The following is an 18881-nucleotide window of genomic DNA, read 5'->3' on the forward strand; positions in this document are numbered from 1 at the left end:
GGCCGTGGAAAGGGCGTGCCGGCATGATCGGCGCCCTTTACGAGCAGGGCCTGCGCGGCGGATACGTGGAGGTCGAATACGCCGACGGCCGCGTCACGCCGCTCGCCGCCCAGCGGTGGCTGCGGCCCATCGAAGGCGACGAGTGCATCCTGGCCCGCTGCGGCGGCCCCACCCTCGACGTCGGCTCGGGGCCCGGCCGGCTGACCGTGGCGCTCACCCGGCGCGGCATCTTCGCGCTCGGTATCGACGTCACCCCGCTCGCCGTCGAGCTCACCCTGCGAGCCGGCGGCCTGGCCCTGCAACGCTGCGTCTTCGACCCGATCCCGGGTGCAGGACGCTGGGCCGAAGCCCTGCTGACCGACGGCAACATCGGCATCGGCGGCGACCCCGTCGCACTGCTGCGCCGCCTGCGGCAGCTCGTCAAGCCCGGCGGGACCGTACTGACCGAGCTGTGCCCGCCCGGCACCAAGAGCTCCATCGACCGGGTACGGCTGCGCCACGACGGCCGTACCGGTGAATGGTTCAGCTGGGCCACCGTCTCCGCCGACGACATCGAGTCTCTTGCTACGCGGTGCGGGTTTCCGCACGTGGAGCAGTGGAGCGTGGCACGCCGCTGGTTCGCGGCCCTGTCCTGACCACCTGCTGCTTCATGACCGGCTGCCGGCCGCACGCACGGCGGCCCCCGCCAACGCCACACCCGCCGCCACCGCGTACGCCGCCGTACCGTCATCGACCCCGAGGTACGCGGCCGTGCTCGCGACCGGGACGCCCAGCCACTCCCACCGCCCGTCGAGCGCGACCAGCGCCACCAGCAGCAGGGCGTACCAGGGGTAGCCCGGCGTGAACGCAAGGAACGCCGCCCCGGTCACCGTCAGCGCCCCGCGCCACGGCCGTTCGGGGTCGCCGCGGCGGAGCACGAACAGCGCCGTGACCGCGACGGCCGCGAGCGCCACCGGCCCGGCCGCCGCGTCCGGCACGGCCAGGCGCAGCAGCGCGTACCGTCCGCCGCCGGACGCGGCGTACCCCTCCTCGTCGAGGTAGCCGAACAGGTAGCCGAGCACGGAGCCAGCGCCGGTCGCGAGCGCGTACGGCAGATAGGCGATCCCGACGACCAGCGCGGCGGCCCCGAGCACCGCCGCCGCATCCCGCATAGGCGCTCGGCGAGAGAGCAGGCCGGACAGCGCGCCCGGCACCGCGAGCGCGGGCAGGAACTTGACCGCGATCGCCGCGCCGAGCAGCGCCCCGCCGCCCGCCCCGCGCCGGGCGACGACCGTCAGGCCGAGGACGGCGAGCAGCACGGCCAGGACGTCGGCGTGGGCGTTGCTGACCGCTTCCAGCGGCACCGCCGGGCACCACGCCCAGCAGGCCGCCAGGACCGGGCCACGCCTGCTGCGGCGTAGCGCCCGCAGCAGCACCAGCGACGTCGCCAGCGCCAGCAGCGCGCCACCCACCTGGAGCGGCTTGTATCGGCTCTCTTCGGGCGAGAGCAGGTGCACGACCAGGAAGTACGCCTCCGCCAGCGGCGGGTAGATCGTGTGCACGGCCGGGCGGTTGATGCGCGTGCACCCCTCGGGGTCGTGGACGGGGTACCGGTACGGGTGATGGCAGGCCGCGCCGGTCGGGAACAGCCAGGGGTCGCGCAGCCCCGCCAGCGCGGGATCGCCGGGGGCGTGCTCGTACGGGGAGACCCCCGCCGCCTGCACCCGGCCGTCCCAGACGTATCGATAGGAGTCGGTACTGGTCGTCGGGGGCGCGAGCAGCCCGGTCGCCGGCACCGCGACGGCTCCCGCGAGCAGCAGGAACACCGCCTGCCTGTACGGCACCCGCCGTAGCGCCCACACGGCGGCGCCGAACAGCACCCACGACACCGCGTACCAGCGGATCAGCGCCGAGAAGTCCCCGGTGAGCGACCCCGCCGTGACCGTCAGCACCAGCGCGCCGACCAGGCCGGCCAGCAGCACCCACGCGACGGCAGCACACCCGGACACCCGGCCCGGCCGGTGGACGGGCGGCTTCGGACGGTTTCCGTCGCGCGGCGGGGTGGGGGTGAGCATGGTGGTCAGGCCAAGGAGGCGGTGGCGAACTCCTTGATGCCTTCCGCGAAGCCGATGCGCGCCTGGAAGCCCAGCTCGGCCGCCGCACGGCGCGAGCTGGCCACGATGTGGCGGACATCGCCCAGCCGGTACTCGCCGGTGACGACCGGGGCGGGCCCGCCGCGTTCGGCCGCGAGCGCCTCGGCCAGGTCGCCGACGGTGTGCGGGGTGCCGCTCGCGACGTTGTACGCGGCCAGCGTGCCGGGCGTCCCTGCGGCCAGCGCGAGGGCGTTGGCGTCGGCGACGTCCCGTACGTGCACGAAGTCGCGCGTCTGCCCGCCGTCCTCGAAGACGCGCGGCGCGCGACCCGCCTCCAGCGCCGACCGGAAGATCGCCGCCACCCCCGAGTACGGCGTGTCGCGCGGCATCCCCGGCCCGTACACGTTGTGGTACCGCAAGGCCACCGCCGTGCCGCCGGTCTCGCGGGCCCAGTTGGCGGCCAGGTGCTCCTGGGCGAGCTTGGTCGTCGCGTACGCGTTGCGCGGGTCCAGCGGGGCGTCCTCGCCGATCTCGGCGAGCACCACCTGATCGCCGCACTCCGGGCAGCGCGGCTCGAAGAGCCCCCGCGCCAGATCGTCGGCCGAGCGCGGGCCCGGGCGTACCCGGCCGTGCCTGGCGCAGTCGTAGGCGCCCTCCCCGTAGACCACCATCGACGAGGCCAGCACCAGCCGCTCCACGCCGTGCCTGGCCATCGCGGCGAGCAGGACCGCCGTGCCGTACACGTTGATCGAGGCGTAGTCGGGCAGGTCGGCGACGTCCACGCCGAGCCCCACCTTGGCCGCCTGGTGGACGACCGCGCCGACGCCGGGCAGCACCTGATCGAGCCTGGCGGCGTCGCGCACGTCGTCGCCCGTACGCAGGTCGAAGCCGATCACTTCGTGGCCGCGCGCCTCCAGCGCCGCCACCACGTGACCGCCGATGAACCCGGCCGAGCCGGTCACCAGGATCGCCGTCATCGTCGCGCTCCCGTTCCCGCGAGGGCGGCGGCGTAGCGGGAGCCCGGGGCCAGCCTCGCCACCTCGATCGCGTCCGCCATGGTGTCCACATCGGTCAGGCACGGCATCAGCGCGACGCTCATCCCGGCCTCCTTCAGCCTGCGCAGCTGGATCTCGCCCGTGCTGGGGTCCGACATCGGTACGCCGAGCAGCAGCGCGGTGGCGGGGATGCGCAGCCCGAGCAGCCAGAAGCCGCCGTCGGTCGCGGGGCCGAACACCGCGTCGTACCGGCCGAGCCGGGCCAGCGCGTCGGCCAGCATGCCCGGAGCGACCTGCGGGGTGTCCATGCCGATGAGCACCATGGGGCCGGGCCGCAGCCGGTGCGCGTCCTCGAACGCCGCCGCCAGCCGCTCGTCCAGCCCGTCCCCGCGCTGCGGCAGCACGGTGAACCCGGCGGGCAGCCACGGCCCCGGCGCGCCGTCGAGCGCCAGCACCCGCCCCGCGGCGGGCACCTCGGCGACGGTCCGCAACGTGTCCTCCAGCGCGGCGCCTGCCAGCGCGGCGGCCTCCTCGGGGGTGAGCGGCGGCACAAGCCGGGTCTTCACCCTGCCTGGAACGGGCTCCTTGGCGATCACGATCACCTGCCCGCCGGGTGCGGCGGGGAGCGGCGGGGCGGTCACGCGGCCCGGCCTTGGCGGGTCATGACGCGGCGCATGTCGCCGACCGCGCGCAGCGTGCCGCGTACCGTGCCGGTCACCTTGGATTTGCCCCGGCGCGGCAGGTAGTCGACGTCGATCTCGCCGATGCGCCAGCCCGCCGCCCCGGCGCGCAGCACCATCTCCAGCGGGTAGCCGAAGCGCCGGTCGATCAGTCCCAGTCCGAGCAGCGGTACGCGCCGCGCCGCCCGCATCGGCCCCAGGTCGCGCAGCGGAACCCCGGTACGGCGGCGCAGCACCCCGGCGAGCACGGCGTTGCCGAGCCGGGCGTGCAGTGGCCAGGAGGCGCCGGGCGCCAGGATGCGGCGGCCCAGCATCAGGTCGCGCTCCCCCGCCGTCACCGGATCGGACACCCGGGGTAGCTGGGCGGGGTCGAGCGAGGCGTCGGCGTCCATGAAGCACACGACGTCGGAGGCCGCCGCCTCAAGCCCGGCGTGGCAGGCGGCCCCGAACCCGCGCCTGGGCTCGGTCACCACCGTCGCACCCAGCTCGGCGGCGATCCGCGCGGACCCGTCGGTCGAGCCGTTGTCCACCACGATCGGGTGGAAGCCGTCCGGCATGCGCCCGAGCACCCACGAGAGGGCCGCCGCCTCGTTCAGGCACGGCAGCACCACGTCGATCTTCATGCCGCCGACGCTAGGCCGCCCGCCGCCCGCACCCGGTGCCGGGACAGGGCGGTCTTCCCGAGAAATTACCTGCTATGAGGGCATTCCTGGCCCCCGGGAACGGCCACCGCAGGAGGCCGACGCCCGCTGGCCGCCTGTTCCGACGCCCACGGACCACCGTGGGAGACCGGCGCCCGCGGACCGCCTGCGCCGCCGGCCGCCTGTGCGCGTGGTCTCAGCGCCTCGGCCCCGGGGCCCGTCGTACGTCCTCAGGAATCGCTCTCGGGTCTGGCCAGGGCGTGTGCGAACGCGACCGAGAAGAACAGCGACATCGCGATCGCCAGCCAGGGGTTGTCAACGGTGGCGCCGAAGGCGACGCCGATGGTCAGGCCGGTGGCCAGTCCGAGCGTCCAGTTGGGGGAGGTCTTGTCGCCCTTCGTCATGTCACCATCGTGGCCGCGCGGCCGATCAGCACGGTAGAGGCCGCAATCATGGAAGCCGGATGACAGATGTCATGTCGAGCGGCGGTCGGCACGGGCGGCGGGGCCGTTCGCGTGCTCGCCGCGCATGCCCTGGACGGCCGCCTGAACGTCGGGGCGGATGTCGAGCGCCTGGCCGACGCCGCTGATGCGCAGCACCCGCGCGGGCGCGGCCTGGACGGCGGCCAAGCGGAGCGCGCCGCCCTGGTCGCGGACGGCGGCGTCGAGCCGGAGCAGCAGGTAGAGCCCATGGCTGTCGATGAAGGTCACGCCGCCCACGTCCAGGATCAGGTCGTCGCCGGGGCGGAGGTGCTCGTGGACGTACGACTCAAGGCCGCGCTCGTTGGTGGAGTCGAGTTCGCCCCGCACGGCGATGAGAAGGCCGCCGGGCAGGTCGCGGCGGGTGTAGCTCAGGGGCGACGACATGGCGGTGCGGCATGGGGCGAGGCGGCGGGCCGGGGTCGATGGTGTCGGGGCGGGTTGCGTTCCAGCTCAAGCTCCGTGGTGGTCGGCGTGCGTGCTCGGCGCGGTGCGTCTTCGGTCCACTTTCGTCCCTAGTCAGGGGCCGGTCAGCACGTGGAGCGAAGCGGGGCGGGTCACGGAGCGAAAGCTCAGGCGTTCAGGGTCTCGCTGGGCGCGCAGCCGTACGCGGCCCGGTACGAGGAGGCGAAGCGGCCGGGGTGGAAGAAGCCCCAGCGGGCGGCGACCGCGGCGACGGTGAGGGTGGCGGGGTCGCCGGCGCGCAGCTCGTCGTGGGCCCTGGCGAGGCGCACGCGGCGCAGGTAGCCGAGCGGGGTGGTGTTCAGGTGGCGGCGGAAGGCGTACTGGAGGGCGCGCGGGCTGACGCGGGCGGCGGCGGCGATCTCCGCGATGCCGAGCGGCGCGTCGGCGTGCTCCTCGATGAACGCGACGGCGCGGCGGAGCGTCTGGGTGTGGGCGTCGCGGCGATCGGCGGCGGCCTCGTCGCCGGGCAGGGCGGCGTTGCTGGGCAGGGCGGCGTTGCTGGGCAGGGCGGCGAGCACGGTGGCGGCGAGTAACTGCCCGGCACCGGCGGCGACGAGCGGCTCCGCGGCCAGGTCGGGGTCCGACAGGACGTCGTCGCGTACGTACGCGATCGTGCGGCGCAGGTGCCGCGCGGCCGAGGCCGAGACGGGACGGTGCCCGAGCAGGCGGATCTGCTCGGCCCGGCGGCCGGGCAGCGTGGCCGCCACCTGCTGGAGCAGCCCGGTGTCGAACATGACGATGCTGTAGCCGGCGCGGCGGAGCCGCCCGCTGTAGGGCCGGTCAGGGGGGCTGAGCAGCACCGCGTCGCCCGGCACGAAGACGTCCTCGTCTTCGCCCGCGACCCGGTTGACGATGCTGCCCGACTCGACGAGGAGCAGGCAGACCCTGCCGAGCGGGTTCACCGCGTAGCTCATGTCGTAGTCGAACTCCAGGCGGTCGGCGATCACCGCCCCCATGACGCGGCGCGAGACGCGGGTGCGCGGGCTGGCCACGTCGGATCCGATGCGCATCTTGGCGTACGCCCTGCTGAGGAACTCCTCGGTCTGGCCGAGATCACGGCTTTCGAAGGTCAACGGCTCCATCGGACGCTCCGCTCGTCAGCCCCTCCCGCGATGGTAAGGCGCGCCCTGGTCACGGATCATGCGAGTTCCTGCCACACACCCGCGCCCTCATCCGCTGCCGCCCCTGCCGTCACCCCCCACAGCGCGGCCACACGCCGGGGACCCCAGAGCGAGGACGAGCGGGGGTCCATGGTGGCGAGGTGGCGGGCGGCGGCCCGGCCCAGCGCGCGGTAGGGGCGGGCCTCCGGGTCGTGGGGCGGCCCCGCCGTCACCTCCCGCCGGCGGCGGCGCAGCAGCACGAACGCGGTGTCCGGCGTGTACGCCGCCCGCGCGGGCGCGAGCGCCCCGATCGTCCCGGCCACGGCCACGCCGCCGAACCGCAGTAACGAACGCCTCGAAGGCCGCGACACCCCCCGATTATCACGCAGGCGGGTCAAAGGCCCGCTCTGAGCGGCACGACGTTGCCCGCCGTGCCCTCGCGCGGGATCGCGAACCAGGTGGCCTTGCCGACCAGGTCGGGCCGGGTGGCGTAACGCTGGGGGTGGCAGCCGTAGAAGCCGTCGGAGAGGCGGGCCACGATGCGCAGGCCGCGACCGTGCTCGGCGGCGAGGTCGTGCGGGGCCTGGGCGGGCAGCAGCGGGCTGCCGTCCACGACGGCGCACATGATCTCCTTGGCGTCCACGTGCAGCAGCAGCTCGTACGGGTCGTCTCCGTACATGAGGGCGTTGGTGACCAGCTCGCTCACCATGAGCACGGCGTCGTCAACCAGGTCGGGTGGGAGGGCGAGTTCCGTCAGTCGTTCTCGCATGAGAGCCCGGGCGTGGCCTGCCGTCCGTGCGTCCTCGGGCAGCGGCCAGGCGTACTGCTTACGGCTCCGGCGAGTCGATCGCAGCCTGGTCATGGCGTCTCTTTCCGGTCTTTCCGGTCTGTGCGCTTCCGGTCCTTCCGGTCCTTCCGGTGCTGAAGGGCGGCGCGTTTCGCTCAACAAGAGGACCTGCCTAGGGGTCGACGTACACGGCCGTCGAAACCTGTACGCACGAAAGGCCCGAACGGGTCAAAGATTCGGGGAGAATTCGGCAGGGTTTCGCCCGCCGCCGCGCACGGCCGTACGCGGCCGGGTACGGACACCCGCATGAGCAGTGCAGACCGCAACGCACCCAAGAACGACGCCGCCAAGCGCCGCAAGCGGCCCGAGGCCGAGCACAAGCCCGCCGGCCGGCAGGCGCTGGAGCAGGCGCTGTCGGAGTCGGGCAAGGCCCTGGAGGACCTCACCGGCGGCCCGGCCCCGGCCTGACACCTGAGCCCGGCCCGACCGGACACACGACCCCGGCCCCGGCCTGACATCCAACTCGGCCGGACGGGACACACGACCCCGGCCGCGGTCTGTCAACCGAAGCCTGACCTGGCCTGACGTCTCAAAGCCAGGCCCCGATCTGACATCCGTGCCCGGCCCCGGCTAACATTCCAGGCCGCGCCCGGGCCGGCAGCGCATCCCCCGGGCGCGCGCCCACTACTCGGACGTACCGCGAGCGTCCTGAAGCAGGGACCAGACGGTCTGCGGGGTGAGCGGCACCTGCGTGACCGACCCGGCGATCTCGGGGAGCGCGTCGGCGACCGCGTTGGCGATGGCCGCGGGCGGCCCGATCGTCCCCGCCTCTCCGGCGCCCTTCATGCCGCCCGGCGTCACCGGCGAGGGCGTCTCCAGCATCGTGATCTCGATGTCGGGCACCTCGCGCGTGGTCGGCAGCAGGTACTCGGTGATCGGCTGGCCCTCGTCGGTGTAGACGATCTCCTCGGTGAGCGCCTGCCCGATGCCCTGGGCCACGGCGCCGCGCAGCTGCCCTTCGACGACGGTGGGGTTGACCAGCACGCCGGAGTCGTTGACCACCCAGTAGCCCTCGACCTCGACGGCCCCGGTCTCCGGATCGACGGCCACGGCCGCCGCGTGCGCCCCGTACGCGAACGTGTAGCCGGGCGGGTCGTAGCTGACCCGCTCCTCCAGGCCGGGCTGCATGCCGTCGGGCAGGTCCCAGCCGCGCCACGCCGAGGTGGCCAGCTCCTTCAGCGGCACCGATGCCCGCGGGTCGCCCTTCACCCGCACCGAGCCGTCGGCGATCTCCAGGTCCTCGGCCGCCGCCTCCAGGCGGTGCGCGGCGATGGCGAGCAGCTTGCCGCGCAGCCGGTCGGCCGCCTGCGTGAGCGCGCCGCCGCCGACCGGCAGCGAGCGGCTGGCGACCGACCCGATCGACGAGTACGGGGTCGATGCCGTGTCGCCGAGCACCACGCGTACGGACTCGATGGGCACGCCCATACGGTCGGCGGCGAGCTGGGCGAGCGTCGTCTCGATGCCCTGGCCGATGGAGACGACACCGGATGAGACGACCACGGAGGCGTCCTGCTCCATGCGCAGCACGGCGCTCTCGTAGCCGCCGGCCAGCATGCCGATCGCCTTCATGTCCATCGACGGCCCCATGCCGGTGGACTCGACGTGGCAGGAGTAGCCGATGCCGCGCCTGCGCCCGTCGTCCTTGGCGACCGGGCGGACCATGTCCTTGAGCGTGCGCAGGGCGCGCGGGTAGTCGCCGGAGTCGTACGCCTGGAACACCCGGGTCGTGCAGGGCAGCTCCTCCGGCCGGTACATGTTGCGCAGCCGCAGCTCGATCCGGTCGATGCCGAGCCTGCGCGCCGCCTCGTCGATGAGCCGCTCCCTGGTCAGGGTGGCCTCGGGCTGGCCGAAGCCGCGGTAGGAGCCGGTGGGCGTGGTCGTCGTGACGACACCGCGCACCCGCACGGCGAACCGGTCGAACCGGTACGGGCCCGGCAGCAGCGTGGCGGTCACCGCGAACGTCGAGCAGCCCACGTTCGACGGGTGGGCGCCGAGGTCGCCGAGCACGTCCACGTCCATGGCGAGGAAGCGCCCGTCGCCGTCGAGCGCGAGCCGCGCCCGGTGCACGGCCTGCCGGGCGGGCAGCGTGGCCACCACCCGGTCGCCTGGCTGCTCCGTCCAGGCCACCGGGCGGCCGGTGCGCATCGCGGCCAGGCAGATCAGCGCCTCGTCGGGGTAGACGTGCTCCTTGCCGCCGAACCCGCCGCCGATGTCGCGGCTGATCACCCTGATCCGGTCGTGTGCCATGCCGAACGCGTCGGCCAGGTGCTCGCGTACGTGGTGGGGCGCCTGCGACGAGCAGTGGACGGTCAGCTCATCGCCGTCGTAGGAGGCCACCACGCCGCGCGGCTCCATCGGGTACGGCGAGACCCTGCCCATCCTGAACGTCATCTCGACCACGTGCTCGGCCCCGTCGATGACGGCCGCGCAGTCCGCGTCGCCCACGGTGAAGTCGGCGGCCACGTTCCCGCCGAGCTCCGGATAGATCGCGGGCGCGTCCTCGGCGATGGCGCGTTCGACGCCGACGACGGCGGGCAGCTCGTCGAGGTGCGGATCCAGCAGGTCGGCCGCGTCCCTCGCGGCCTCGGGCGTGCGGGCGACGACGACGGCGAGCGGCTGGCCCGCGTACCTGATCGTGTCGTCGAGCACCGGATAGGAGGTGAGCCGCTGCCCCGGCGACACGCTGACGCAGGGCAGGCGCAGGCCGGCGGCCTCTTCTGGGGTGATGACGTCGATCACCCCCTCGACGGCCCTGACCGCCTTGGCGTCGCAGCCGAGGAACCGGCCGTGGGCGATGGGGCTGCGCAGCACGTACGCGTGGAGCGCGCCGGGCAGGCGCACCGTGCCGACGTATCGTCCCTTTCCTGTCAGTAGCCTGGCGTCTTCCCGTCGCGGCGTCCGAGCGCCGACATAGGCGTCTCCCATGGCCTGATTGTGAGCGCCGGGCGGCGGCCGGTCTATACGATCCGCGAGAAGGAGCACGTCAGCGGGGGGACGGACCGATGCAAACATTCCTGCCTTATCCGGATTTCGCGGCATCGGCGGCGGTCCTCGACCCGCTCCGTCTCGGCAAGCAGCGCGTCGAGGCGCTCCAGGTGCTGCGCGCCCTCACCGTCCCCGGGTACGGCTGGCGGCACCACCCCGTCGTCAAGATGTGGGCCGGTTACGAGGAGGCCCTCGTCCGCTACGGCCTTGAGGTGTGCGTGCGCTGGTGCTCCCTGGACCGCCCCGACACGTGCGCGGGCACGATGACCACGGAGCTGGCCGCACATCTGGGCAGGCCGGGCGTACGCGATCAGAGCGAGCTCGCGGCGGCCGGCGAGCTGCCGCCCTGGCTCGGCGACGAGGCGCTGCACCTCAGCCACCGCTCGGCGCTGCTGCGCAAGGACCCCGGCTTCTACCGCCCGGTCTTCGGCGACCACGAGCCGGACGACCTCCCGTACGTCTGGCCGCGCTCCGACCGCCTGCCCGACCCGCCGCCATGAACGAACGGGCGAGTCGGCAGTGGCTATCGGGGTAGTTCGTGGTGAAATGGCGAGGGAGGCGACGTGGCCATCATTTCGCGCGGTTTCACCGGCAGACGCAGGAACGACAGCGATCGGCTGCCGCCGGGCCAGTACCTTGTCGAGGACTTCCCGGTGCTGTCGGCGGGCCCGACACCGCGGGTCCCGCTCGACCGGTGGGAGTTCGCCATCGACACCGAGGACGGGCGGACCCACCGCTGGACCTGGGCGGAGTTCATGGCGCTCCCCCAGGAGACGCCCACCGCGGACATCCACTGCGTCACCCGGTGGTCGAAACTGGACACCGAGTGGCAGGGCGTGTCGCTGGACGTGCTCTTCGAGGACGTCGAGTCGGCCGCCGAATACGCCCTCGTCTACTCCTACGGCGGCTACACCACGAACCTGCCGGTCGACGACCTGCTCGACGGCAAGGCGTGGATCGTGCACCGCTACGGCGGCGAGGAGCTGGCGCCCCAGCACGGCGGGCCCGCCCGGCTGCTCGTGCCGCACCTGTACTTCTGGAAGTCCGCCAAGTGGGTACGCGGCATCCGCCTGCTCAACGAGGACTGGCCGGGCTTCTGGGAGACCGCGGGCTACCACAACTACGGCAACCCCTGGCGCGAGCAGCGCTACGAGGGCGACTGATGCGCCGCAGGCTCACCTGGCGGCCGGCCGAACTGGTCGCCGCCAGGCAGGAGACCCCCACAGCGCGCACGCTGCGCCTGCGGGTGCCCGGCTGGCCAGGGCACCTGGCGGGCCAGCACGTGGACGTGCGCCTGACGGCCGAGGACGGCTACACCGCCCAGCGCAGCTACTCGCTGGCCGCACCGGCCGACGGCGACGTCATCGAGCTGACGGTGGAGAGCGTGCCCGACGGCGAGGTGTCGCCGTACCTGGCCGAGGTCATGGAGGTCGGAGACCAGATCGAGGTGCGCGGCCCGGTGGGCGGCTGGTTCGTCTGGCGTACCGACAGCAAGCCGCCGGTGCTGCTGGTCGGCGGCGGGGCGGGCGTGGTGCCGCTGATGGCGATGATCAGGGCGCGCCGGCAGGCGGGCAGCCGCGTGCCGTTCCGCCTGGTGTACTCGCTGCGCGAGCCCGGCCGCCGCTACTACGCCGACGAGCTGCGCACCCCCGACCCCGGGCTCGACGTCACCTACCTCTACACCCGCTCGGCCCCCGACGGCTCGTCCCGGCCGCCACGCCGCATCATGCTGGACGACCTGGCCGAGGGCGGCTGGCCGGCCACGTTCGAGCCCGACTGCTTCGTGTGCGGGCCGACCGGGTTCGTGGAGACGGCGGCCGACCTGCTGCTCGCGCTCGGCCACGCCCCCGAGCGCATCAGAACCGAACGATTCGGTCCCACCGGAGGCTGACATGACGGCGGAACACCTCGACGGCAACGCGCTGGCCGGCCCGCTCGGCGAGATCTTCGCGGTGGACGCGGTCTCCGCCACCGGCCGCTGCGCGAGCTGCGGCCTGGAAGGGCCGATCGCCTCGCTGCGCGTCTACGGCCCCGACCCCGGGCTGGTCGGCCGCTGCCCCGGCTGCGACGAAGTGATGCTCAGGCTGGTACGCGGCCCCGGCACGGCCTGGCTCGACCTGCGAGGCACCGTTTCCCTGCGCATGAGCGTGCCCGACTGAGTACACTCTGGCTCTGTTCACCGGCCGAGATCTGTACGGCGAGGCTCTTGGCCACGGGCGCCACCCTCGGCCCCGGTCGTAGGGGGAAGTCACGTGAGCAGGGCTCTTGCCGACGCGCCGCCGTCCGGCCACCGCCTCCCGCCGCGCCGCCACTGGCTGCGCTGGGTGATCATCATCTCCGTGGTCGTCGTGCTCCTCGTCGTCGGCGTCGCCGTGGGCGTGTTCGCCCGGTTGACCGGCAACGTCAAGCACACCGACATCACCGCCGACGACCTCGGCGCCACCCGCCCGCCGAAGGTCGCCACGACCGCGATGAACCTCCTGGTCGTCGGCTCCGACCAGCGCGACGGCAAGAACGCGAAGTACGGCCGCGTCGCGGGCGAGCGCACCGACACGATCATGCTGGTCCACGTGTCGTCGCGGCGCGACAACGCGATGGTGATCAGCTTCCCGCGCGACTCGCTCGTGCAGCTCCCCGACTGCCGGGCCACCGGCTCCTTCCCCGGTCAGCGGGCGCACATCGGCATGATCAACGAGTCGTTCAACTCCGGCGGCATCGGCTGCACGTGGAAGACGATCGAGTCGCTCACCCACATCCACATCGACCACTTCGTGAAGGTCGACTTCACCGGCTTCAAGGGCATCGTCGACGCCGTCGGCGGCGTGGAGGTGTGCCTGCCCGAGCCGATCGACGACAAGAAGGCGCTGCTGCGCCTGCCCGCGGGCCGCCAGACCCTCAACGGCGAGAAGGCGCTCGGCTACGTGCGCGCCCGCTACAGCCTCGGCGACGGCTCCGACATCGGGCGCATCCAGCGGCAGCAGATGTTCATCGCGTCGATGGTGAAGAAGGTGCTGAGCGGCGACACGCTCAGCAACCCCGCCAGGCTGCTCTCCGTCCTCGACGCCGGCACCAAGGCGGTCACCACCGACCGCGGCCTGACCATCGGCGTCATGAAGGATCTCGCCACCAGCCTCCAAGGCATCGACGTCGGCAAGATCCGCTTCATCACCACGCCGTGGCACTACTCATTGACCCACCCTGGCCGGGTGGAGTGGGTGCAGCCCCAGGCGCGGAAGTTGTTCCAGATCGTCGCCAAGGACGAGAGCGTCGAAGGCGTCAAGGGCGGCCAGGAGAAGGTGGCCCGCTCGAAGATCCAGGTGGAGCTGCGCAACGGCACCTGGCGCACGGGCCTGGCCACCGAGGTGGCCGCCGCACTCGAACAGCGCGGGTATCACATCGCCAAGATCGGCGACACCGCCCGCAAGCCGCAGCAGGCGACCACCGTGCTCTACGGGCCCAACGGCGCGACACGAGTGCCGACGCTCACGAAAGACCTGCTGAAGAGCCGGCCGCGCGAGCTGGCGGCGGCGCGTACCAGCAGGCTGGTGCTGGTCATCGGTGACGACTGGCAGGGGCTCAAGCCCCTGCGGGCGAACGACGCGGAAGCGCTCAAGGGCTTCGACGCCACGCACGACACCTGCGCCACCTGACCGGTGGACGGGGCCCTCATGGGGCCCGCCGGAGCGTGGGGGCCCCGGCGCCCCGCGAGGCCGGCCCGGTCAGCGCCCGCGCTCGGGCTCCTGCTCCGACGTCGTAGGCGGGTAGATCTCCTCGCGTCGCGTGTCGGCGCCCAGCTCCTCGCGAAGCCGGTCGTAGTCGATGTTGTGGTGCGCGTACTTCAGCTGGCGAGCGACCTTCGTCTGCTTCGCCTTGGCTCTTCCTCGGCCCATGGCGCCTCCCTAGTCCCCGCTGTCATGCTATCCAACAACATAGCGACTTGAAGAATTATGCAACTGCGCTGGATTAGTCTGGCAATATGCACGTGGAGGTCTACCAGGCCAAGGCCGACTTCTTCCGGACGCTCGGCCACCCCGCTCGCATCCGAGTGTTGGAGCTACTCCAGAACGGGCCGCTACCCGTCAGGGATCTGCTGGCGCAGATCGACATCGAGGCCTCAAGCCTGTCGCAGCAGCTCGCGGTCCTGCGCAGAGCCGGCATCGTCAGCGCGATCCGCGAGGGCAGCACGGTGGTCTACACGCTGGCCACGCCCGAGCTCGCCGATCTGCTGAACGCCGCGCGGCGCATCCTCACCGACATGCTGGCCGATCAGGGCGAGCTGCTTGCGGAGCTGCGCGCCGAGGTCACCTAGCAGGCATCACTCGGCGTACGCCCGCCGCACGTGGCCGGGGTACCACGCGGTGAAGGCGGCGGGCACCACGAACGACAGCACCTTGATGGCGATGACCAGCGCCGTCGCGTGAAGGGAGGCGCGCAGCACCAGGGTCAGGGCGATGGCGGCGGCGGTGAAGGCCACCGCCCAGACCGCGGTGAGCACCGCGTTGAGCCGGTAGAAGCGCGGGTGGTCCCACACCTCTCTGGGCGCCCTCGTACGCGCGATGCCCAAAGTGAACGGCTTGCGGATGGCCAGCGAGCCCCAGGCGGTGCCGGCCAGCCAGACATTGACCAGCGCGGGCCCGTACGGCGTGAGGGGGGAGTGCGGGTCCGCAAGCGAGAGCGCGGTGAGGCAGGCGAAGAAGACCACCGCGCTGCTTTCGATCACCATCTCATCCCATGCCTTGCCCGATCGCCGGTCGATGACCACGAGGACGACGGCGATGACGAGGCCGGTGATGGCGCCCCAGCGCCACTCGTCGCCGGTCGCGACGAACGCGTAGACGATCCAGGGCAGGAAACCGAGCAGTCCGCGCATGGGTGATGCTCCCGATGACGTTCCAAGAGTGACATGTCGAAAGTAGAACTTCCAAGTCCGATATGTCAACATAGGAATATGAGTCTTCGACATGCCGTGCTGGGGCTGCTCTCCGAGGGTTCCGCGAGCGGATACGACCTGATGAAGCTGTTCGACCTGTCGCTCGCCAACGTCTGGCCGGCCACGCAGAGCCAGCTCTACTCCGAGCTCGGCAAGCTGGCGGAAGCGGGCCTGGTGGACGTCACGGCCGAGGGCCCGCGCGGGCGCAAGGAGTACACGATCACCGAGAAGGGTCTCGCCGAGCTGCGCCACTGGCTCACCGAGGTCCCGCCGGCGCGGGTGCTGCGCAGCGACATGCTGCTGCGCGTCTTCTTCCTCGGGCGCGTCTCACCCGAAGAGGCCAAGGCGTACCTGAGCGGCCAGGCCGAACTCGCGCGCAAGCAGCTCGAACACATCGAGAGCATCCGCGGCCTCGTCGAGAACGGCACCGACAACCTCTCCGTGTACGGCCGCCTCGTCCTCGAATACGGCCACCGCCTCGCCCGCAGCCAGCAGGAGTGGGCCGAATGGGCGCAAAAGCAGATCGGTTAGGCTCTCGGCCATGGTCTCCGAGCTGTTCGATCCCAAGGCGTGGCAGCCGGTCGAGGGATTCGACTTCACCGACATCACCTACCACCGGGCCGTCGATCAGGGCACCGTGCGCGTCGCGTTCAACCGCCCCGAGGTCCGCAACGCCTTCAGGCCGCAGACCGTCGACGAGCTCTACCGCGCGCTCGACCACGCCCGGCAGACCACCGACGTCGGCTGCGTGCTGCTCACCGGCAACGGCCCCTCGCCCAAGGACGGCGGCTGGGCCTTCTGCTCCGGCGGCGACCAGCGCATCAGAGGCAAGGACGGCTACCAGTACGCCGACGGCACCCCCTCCACCGGCCGCCTGCACATCCTTGAAGTGCAGCGGCTCATCAGGTTCATGCCGAAGGTCGTCATCTGCGTCGTGCCCGGATGGGCCGCCGGCGGCGGGCACAGCCTGCACGTCGTCGCCGACCTCACCATCGCCAGCGCCGAACACGCCCGCTTCAAGCAGACCGACGCCGACGTGGCGAGCTTCGACGGCGGGTTCGGCTCGGCGTACCTGGCGCGGCAGGTCGGGCAGAAGTTCGCCCGCGAGATCTTCTTCCTCGGCGAGACCTACACCGCGGCCGACGCCCACCGCATGGGCATGGTCAACGCCGTCGTGCCGCACGCCGAGCTGGAGACGACCGCGCTGGAGTGGGCCCGCAAGATCAACGGCAAGTCGCCGACCGCGCAGCGCATGCTCAAGTTCGCCTTCAACGCCGTCGACGACGGGCTCGTGGGGCAGCAGGTGTTCGCCGGTGAGGCGACGCGGCTGGCGTACATGACGGAGGAGGCGGCCGAAGGCCGCGACGCGTTCCTGGAGAAGCGCCGGCCCGACTGGTCCCCCTTCCCCTGGCACTACTGACCCTGGTGCTTTGGCGCCGCCAGGGCACGGCCCAGGCGGCGTCCCGTGCTTCTTGGCAGACAGGAGCGCAGGCCGCGCAGCCGTGACGGACTTCTTGGCAGACTGGGGCCATGAGGATCACGGTGCCCCCGGCCCTGACCGCCTCTCACCTGCGCCACGCGGAGGACGCGGGGCCGGCCTGGGTCGCCGCGCTGCCCGCGCTCGCCGAGCGCTTCCTGGACGAGTGGGAGCTGCGGCCCGACGGTGAGCCGAGCCACGGCATCGTGGCGCTCGTGCTGCCCGTGGTGCGGGCCGACGGCACGCGGGCGGCGCTCAAGCTCCAGCCTGTCACCGAGGAGACCGCGCACGAAGGGCTGGCGCTGCGCACGTGGGCGGGCGACGGCTCCGTACGCCTGCTCGACGCTGACCCCGCCACCGGCACCCTGCTGCTCGAACGCCTGGAGGCGGACCGGTCGCTGGAGGCCGTCCCCGACGTCATGGCCGCCCTCGAGGTCCTGACCGCCCTCCTCCGCCGCCTCTCCGCCCACCCCGCCCCACAGCCCGCACCCAGCCGTCCCGCGCCCGGCCCAGGCCGCCCCGCACCCGGCCGTCCCGCGCCCGGCCAGCCCGCACCCAGCCACCCGGTACCCGGCCGGCCCGCGTCCGGCAGCACCATGCCCACGGACCCGCCTCCCCCGTCCGAGGGCGACGAGGCCGGTTCTGGAAGCGGCGCGGGCGTGGCGAACCCCGCACCCCACGGGCTGCGGCGGCTGGAGGACATCGCGCGGCGAATGCTCGCGGAGGCGGACAGGGCCGTGGCGGAGCTGCCGCGCGAGCGCGACCGCCACTGGCTGCGTCGTTGCGCCGCCGCGGTCGCCGAGCTGATCCCCGAGCTGGCGGGCGGCCACCGCGACCGGCTCCTGCACTGGGACCTGCACTACGCGAACGTGCTGGCGGCCGAGCGGGAGCCGTGGCTCGCCATCGACCCGAAGCCGCTGGCCGGCGACCCCGGCTTCGAGCTGCTGCCCGCCCTGTGGAACCGCTGGGACGAGGCCGTGGCCACCGGCGACGCGCGCCGGGCGGTGCTGCGGCGCTTCGACCTGATGACCGACGGGCTCGGCCTCGACCGCCGCAGGGCGGCCGGCTGGACGCTCGGCCGGGTGCTGCAGAACTGCCTCTGGCTGGTCCGCGAAGGCGCGCGCGAACTGGACGACGTCCAGCTCACGATCGCCGAAGCCGTGCACACCCGTTGGTGACCGGCGAGCGACCAGAAGCAGGCACCCGGCCGAAACCGCCCCGCCGACCGCCGGTCCGAGACCCGCCTCACGGGTTCGCGAGCAGTCGCGGGAGGGCGTCAGATGGTCAGGACGACCTTGCCGGCGCCGTGGCGGCCCTCCACCTCGCGGTGCGCCTCCGCGGCCTCCTCCAGCCGGTACGTCCACCGCACCGGCCAGGCGAACTCCCCGGCCGCGTACAGGCGCGCGTACCGGCCGAGCCGCTCGGCTGAGCGTTCGCCGCGCACCAGCCGCACCCCCAGCGCGTCGGCCTTGCCGTGTTCGGCCAGCGTGACGATGCGCTGCCGGTCGGCGACCAGCTCTAGGGAGACGTCCAGAGCGTGCCCGCCGGCCCCGTCGAGTGCGGCGGACACCCCGCCGGGCGCGAGCGCGCGCACCCGGTCGGCGAGGCCGTCGCCGTACGTGACGGGGATGGCCCCCAGCGAGCGCAGGTAGTCGTGGTTGGCCTCGCGGGCGGTGCCGATGACGGTGGCGCCGCGCCGCCTGGCGATCTGCACGGCGGCGGTGCCCACGGCCCCGGCGGCGGCGTGCACCAGCAGCGTGTCTCCCGCGCCCAACCCGATGTCGTCGAGCGCCAGCTCGGCCGTCTGCACGCCCGCGGTGAGCCCGCCGGCCACCTCCCACGGCACCTCGGCGGGCTTGGCGGCGACGTTGGCGGCCGGCACCACGACGTACTCGGCGTAAGAACGCAACGCGCTGAACCCGAGCACCTCGTCACCCGCCGACAGGCCGGTCACCCCGGTCCCCACCTGGTCGATCACGCCGGCGAACTCGTTGCCGGGGATGCGCGGATAAGGAACGTACTCCATGTACGCGGGCAGGAACCCCTGCCGGACGGCCGTGTCGAACGGCTGCACTCCGGCGGCCCGCACACGCACCCTGACCTCGCCCGGCCCCGCCTGCGGGGCGGGCAGCTCCATGACCTTCAGCACTTCCGGGCCGCCTGGTTCGCTGAAGGCGGCCGCCCTCATGACCTCGCTCATGCCGACCAGG

Annotated in this window: 23 protein-coding genes and 2 pseudogenes; 12 read left to right on the forward strand and 13 right to left on the reverse strand. The window is 72.9% G+C overall.

Annotation, left to right across the window (positions count from 1 at the left end):
• Window positions 1–23 precede the first annotated feature (23 nt).
• Entirely contained in the window at window positions 24–635 is a 612-nt protein-coding gene (locus ACFMQL_RS13165) for an SAM-dependent methyltransferase (protein WP_378785806.1), read from the forward strand.
• A gap of 12 nt (window positions 636–647) precedes the next feature.
• Here ACFMQL_RS13165 and ACFMQL_RS13170 read toward each other — a convergent pair whose 3' ends face one another.
• The 9 genes from ACFMQL_RS13170 to ACFMQL_RS13210 all read right to left on the reverse strand — a co-directional run bounded on the left by ACFMQL_RS13170 (window position 648) and on the right by ACFMQL_RS13210 (window position 7294).
• Window positions 648–2054, reverse strand: coding sequence for a glycosyltransferase 87 family protein (locus ACFMQL_RS13170; RefSeq protein ID WP_378785807.1), 1407 nt, complete (start codon window positions 2052–2054; stop codon window positions 648–650).
• A 5-nt stretch (window positions 2055–2059) separates the two neighbouring features.
• Window positions 2060–3049: an NAD-dependent epimerase/dehydratase family protein gene (locus ACFMQL_RS13175; protein WP_364064314.1), complete on the reverse strand. Its 990-nt coding sequence runs from the start codon at window positions 3047–3049 to the stop codon at window positions 2060–2062.
• The gene (locus ACFMQL_RS13180; protein ID WP_364064317.1) at window positions 3046–3708 is read right to left on the reverse strand and encodes a TIGR04282 family arsenosugar biosynthesis glycosyltransferase; all 663 of its coding nucleotides are present in this window, start codon (window positions 3706–3708) and stop codon (window positions 3046–3048) included. The genes ACFMQL_RS13175 and ACFMQL_RS13180 overlap by 4 nt, the downstream gene beginning before the upstream one ends.
• Window positions 3705–4370: a glycosyltransferase family 2 protein gene (locus ACFMQL_RS13185; RefSeq protein ID WP_364064320.1), complete on the reverse strand. Its 666-nt coding sequence runs from the start codon at window positions 4368–4370 to the stop codon at window positions 3705–3707. The genes ACFMQL_RS13180 and ACFMQL_RS13185 overlap by 4 nt, the downstream gene beginning before the upstream one ends.
• A gap of 248 nt (window positions 4371–4618) precedes the next feature.
• Window positions 4619–4792 (reverse strand): hypothetical protein, encoded by a 174-nt coding sequence (locus ACFMQL_RS13190; RefSeq protein ID WP_364064323.1) that lies wholly within the window; start codon window positions 4790–4792, stop codon window positions 4619–4621.
• Window positions 4793–4861: 69 nt separating this feature from the next.
• Window positions 4862–5254 carry an STAS domain-containing protein gene (locus ACFMQL_RS13195; RefSeq protein WP_364064326.1) on the reverse strand — a complete coding sequence of 131 codons (393 nt, stop codon included), beginning with the start codon at window positions 5252–5254 and terminating at the stop codon, window positions 4862–4864.
• Window positions 5255–5439: 185 nt separating this feature from the next.
• The gene (locus ACFMQL_RS13200) at window positions 5440–6414 is read right to left on the reverse strand and encodes a helix-turn-helix transcriptional regulator (protein ID WP_378785808.1); all 975 of its coding nucleotides are present in this window, start codon (window positions 6412–6414) and stop codon (window positions 5440–5442) included.
• 56 nt (window positions 6415–6470) lie between these two features.
• Complete coding sequence (locus ACFMQL_RS13205) at window positions 6471–6803, reverse strand: hypothetical protein (protein WP_364064332.1); 333 nt, start codon at window positions 6801–6803, stop codon at window positions 6471–6473.
• Window positions 6804–6826: 23 nt separating this feature from the next.
• Window positions 6827–7294: an ATP-binding protein gene (locus tag ACFMQL_RS13210; protein ID WP_364064335.1), complete on the reverse strand. Its 468-nt coding sequence runs from the start codon at window positions 7292–7294 to the stop codon at window positions 6827–6829.
• A gap of 231 nt (window positions 7295–7525) precedes the next feature.
• On the opposite strand from ACFMQL_RS13210, the gene ACFMQL_RS13215 reads away from it, so the two are divergent.
• Window positions 7526–7687, forward strand: coding sequence for a hypothetical protein (locus tag ACFMQL_RS13215; protein WP_364064338.1), 162 nt, complete (start codon window positions 7526–7528; stop codon window positions 7685–7687).
• 216 nt (window positions 7688–7903) lie between these two features.
• Here ACFMQL_RS13215 and ACFMQL_RS13220 read toward each other — a convergent pair whose 3' ends face one another.
• Window positions 7904–10204 (reverse strand): xanthine dehydrogenase family protein molybdopterin-binding subunit, encoded by a 2301-nt coding sequence (locus tag ACFMQL_RS13220; protein ID WP_378785809.1) that lies wholly within the window; start codon window positions 10202–10204, stop codon window positions 7904–7906.
• Between the two features lie 77 nt (window positions 10205–10281).
• Here ACFMQL_RS13220 and ACFMQL_RS13225 point away from each other — a divergent pair, with 77 nt between their 5' ends.
• The 5 genes from ACFMQL_RS13225 (at window position 10282) to ACFMQL_RS13245 (ending at window position 13914) form a co-directional block, all read left to right on the forward strand.
• Window positions 10282–10764 carry an MSMEG_6728 family protein gene (locus ACFMQL_RS13225; protein WP_364064344.1) on the forward strand — a complete coding sequence of 161 codons (483 nt, stop codon included), beginning with the start codon at window positions 10282–10284 and terminating at the stop codon, window positions 10762–10764.
• Between the two features lie 63 nt (window positions 10765–10827).
• Window positions 10828–11427, forward strand: coding sequence for a sulfite oxidase-like oxidoreductase (locus ACFMQL_RS13230; RefSeq protein ID WP_378785810.1), 600 nt, complete (start codon window positions 10828–10830; stop codon window positions 11425–11427).
• A complete protein-coding gene (locus ACFMQL_RS13235) occupies window positions 11427–12155 on the forward strand; it encodes a ferredoxin reductase (RefSeq protein WP_378785811.1) in 729 nt (242 codons plus the stop codon). The genes ACFMQL_RS13230 and ACFMQL_RS13235 overlap by 1 nt, the downstream gene beginning before the upstream one ends.
• A gap of 1 nt (window position 12156) precedes the next feature.
• Window positions 12157–12423, forward strand: coding sequence for a DUF6510 family protein (locus tag ACFMQL_RS13240; protein WP_364064352.1), 267 nt, complete (start codon window positions 12157–12159; stop codon window positions 12421–12423).
• A gap of 93 nt (window positions 12424–12516) precedes the next feature.
• The gene (locus tag ACFMQL_RS13245; protein ID WP_378785812.1) at window positions 12517–13914 is read left to right on the forward strand and encodes an LCP family protein; all 1398 of its coding nucleotides are present in this window, start codon (window positions 12517–12519) and stop codon (window positions 13912–13914) included.
• Between the two features lie 69 nt (window positions 13915–13983).
• Here ACFMQL_RS13245 and ACFMQL_RS13250 read toward each other — a convergent pair whose 3' ends face one another.
• Window positions 13984–14154, reverse strand: coding sequence for a DUF3073 domain-containing protein (locus ACFMQL_RS13250; protein ID WP_364064357.1), 171 nt, complete (start codon window positions 14152–14154; stop codon window positions 13984–13986).
• A gap of 86 nt (window positions 14155–14240) precedes the next feature.
• Between ACFMQL_RS13250 and ACFMQL_RS13255 the strand changes: the two genes are divergently transcribed.
• On the forward strand, window positions 14241–14573 hold the full coding sequence (locus tag ACFMQL_RS13255; protein ID WP_364064360.1) for a metalloregulator ArsR/SmtB family transcription factor: 333 nt from the start codon (window positions 14241–14243) through the stop codon (window positions 14571–14573).
• 6 nt (window positions 14574–14579) lie between these two features.
• On the opposite strand, the gene ACFMQL_RS13260 is transcribed toward ACFMQL_RS13255, so the two are convergent.
• Window positions 14580–15134: a hypothetical protein gene (locus ACFMQL_RS13260; RefSeq protein ID WP_364064363.1), complete on the reverse strand. Its 555-nt coding sequence runs from the start codon at window positions 15132–15134 to the stop codon at window positions 14580–14582.
• A 78-nt stretch (window positions 15135–15212) separates the two neighbouring features.
• Here ACFMQL_RS13260 and ACFMQL_RS13265 point away from each other — a divergent pair, with 78 nt between their 5' ends.
• From ACFMQL_RS13265 to ACFMQL_RS13280, 4 genes and pseudogenes are all read left to right on the forward strand, one after another.
• Complete coding sequence (locus ACFMQL_RS13265; protein WP_378785813.1) at window positions 15213–15725, forward strand: PadR family transcriptional regulator; 513 nt, start codon at window positions 15213–15215, stop codon at window positions 15723–15725.
• A gap of 10 nt (window positions 15726–15735) precedes the next feature.
• Window positions 15736–16614, forward strand: coding sequence for a 1,4-dihydroxy-2-naphthoyl-CoA synthase (locus ACFMQL_RS13270; RefSeq protein WP_364064369.1), 879 nt, complete (start codon window positions 15736–15738; stop codon window positions 16612–16614).
• Between the two features lie 110 nt (window positions 16615–16724).
• Window positions 16725–17132, forward strand: a pseudogene (locus ACFMQL_RS13275) (aminoglycoside phosphotransferase family protein); the annotation flags it as partial.
• A gap of 198 nt (window positions 17133–17330) precedes the next feature.
• Window positions 17331–17849: pseudogene (locus ACFMQL_RS13280) on the forward strand (aminoglycoside phosphotransferase family protein); the annotation flags it as partial.
• Window positions 17850–17947: 98 nt separating this feature from the next.
• Here ACFMQL_RS13280 and ACFMQL_RS13285 read toward each other — a convergent pair.
• Complete coding sequence (locus ACFMQL_RS13285) at window positions 17948–18871, reverse strand: NADP-dependent oxidoreductase (protein WP_378785814.1); 924 nt, start codon at window positions 18869–18871, stop codon at window positions 17948–17950.
• Window positions 18872–18881: the final 10 nt, after the last annotated feature.

It is taken from the genome of Nonomuraea fastidiosa, assembly GCF_042751225.1.
In the GTDB taxonomy this organism is placed as follows: Bacteria; Actinomycetota; Actinomycetes; order Streptosporangiales; family Streptosporangiaceae; genus Nonomuraea; species Nonomuraea fastidiosa.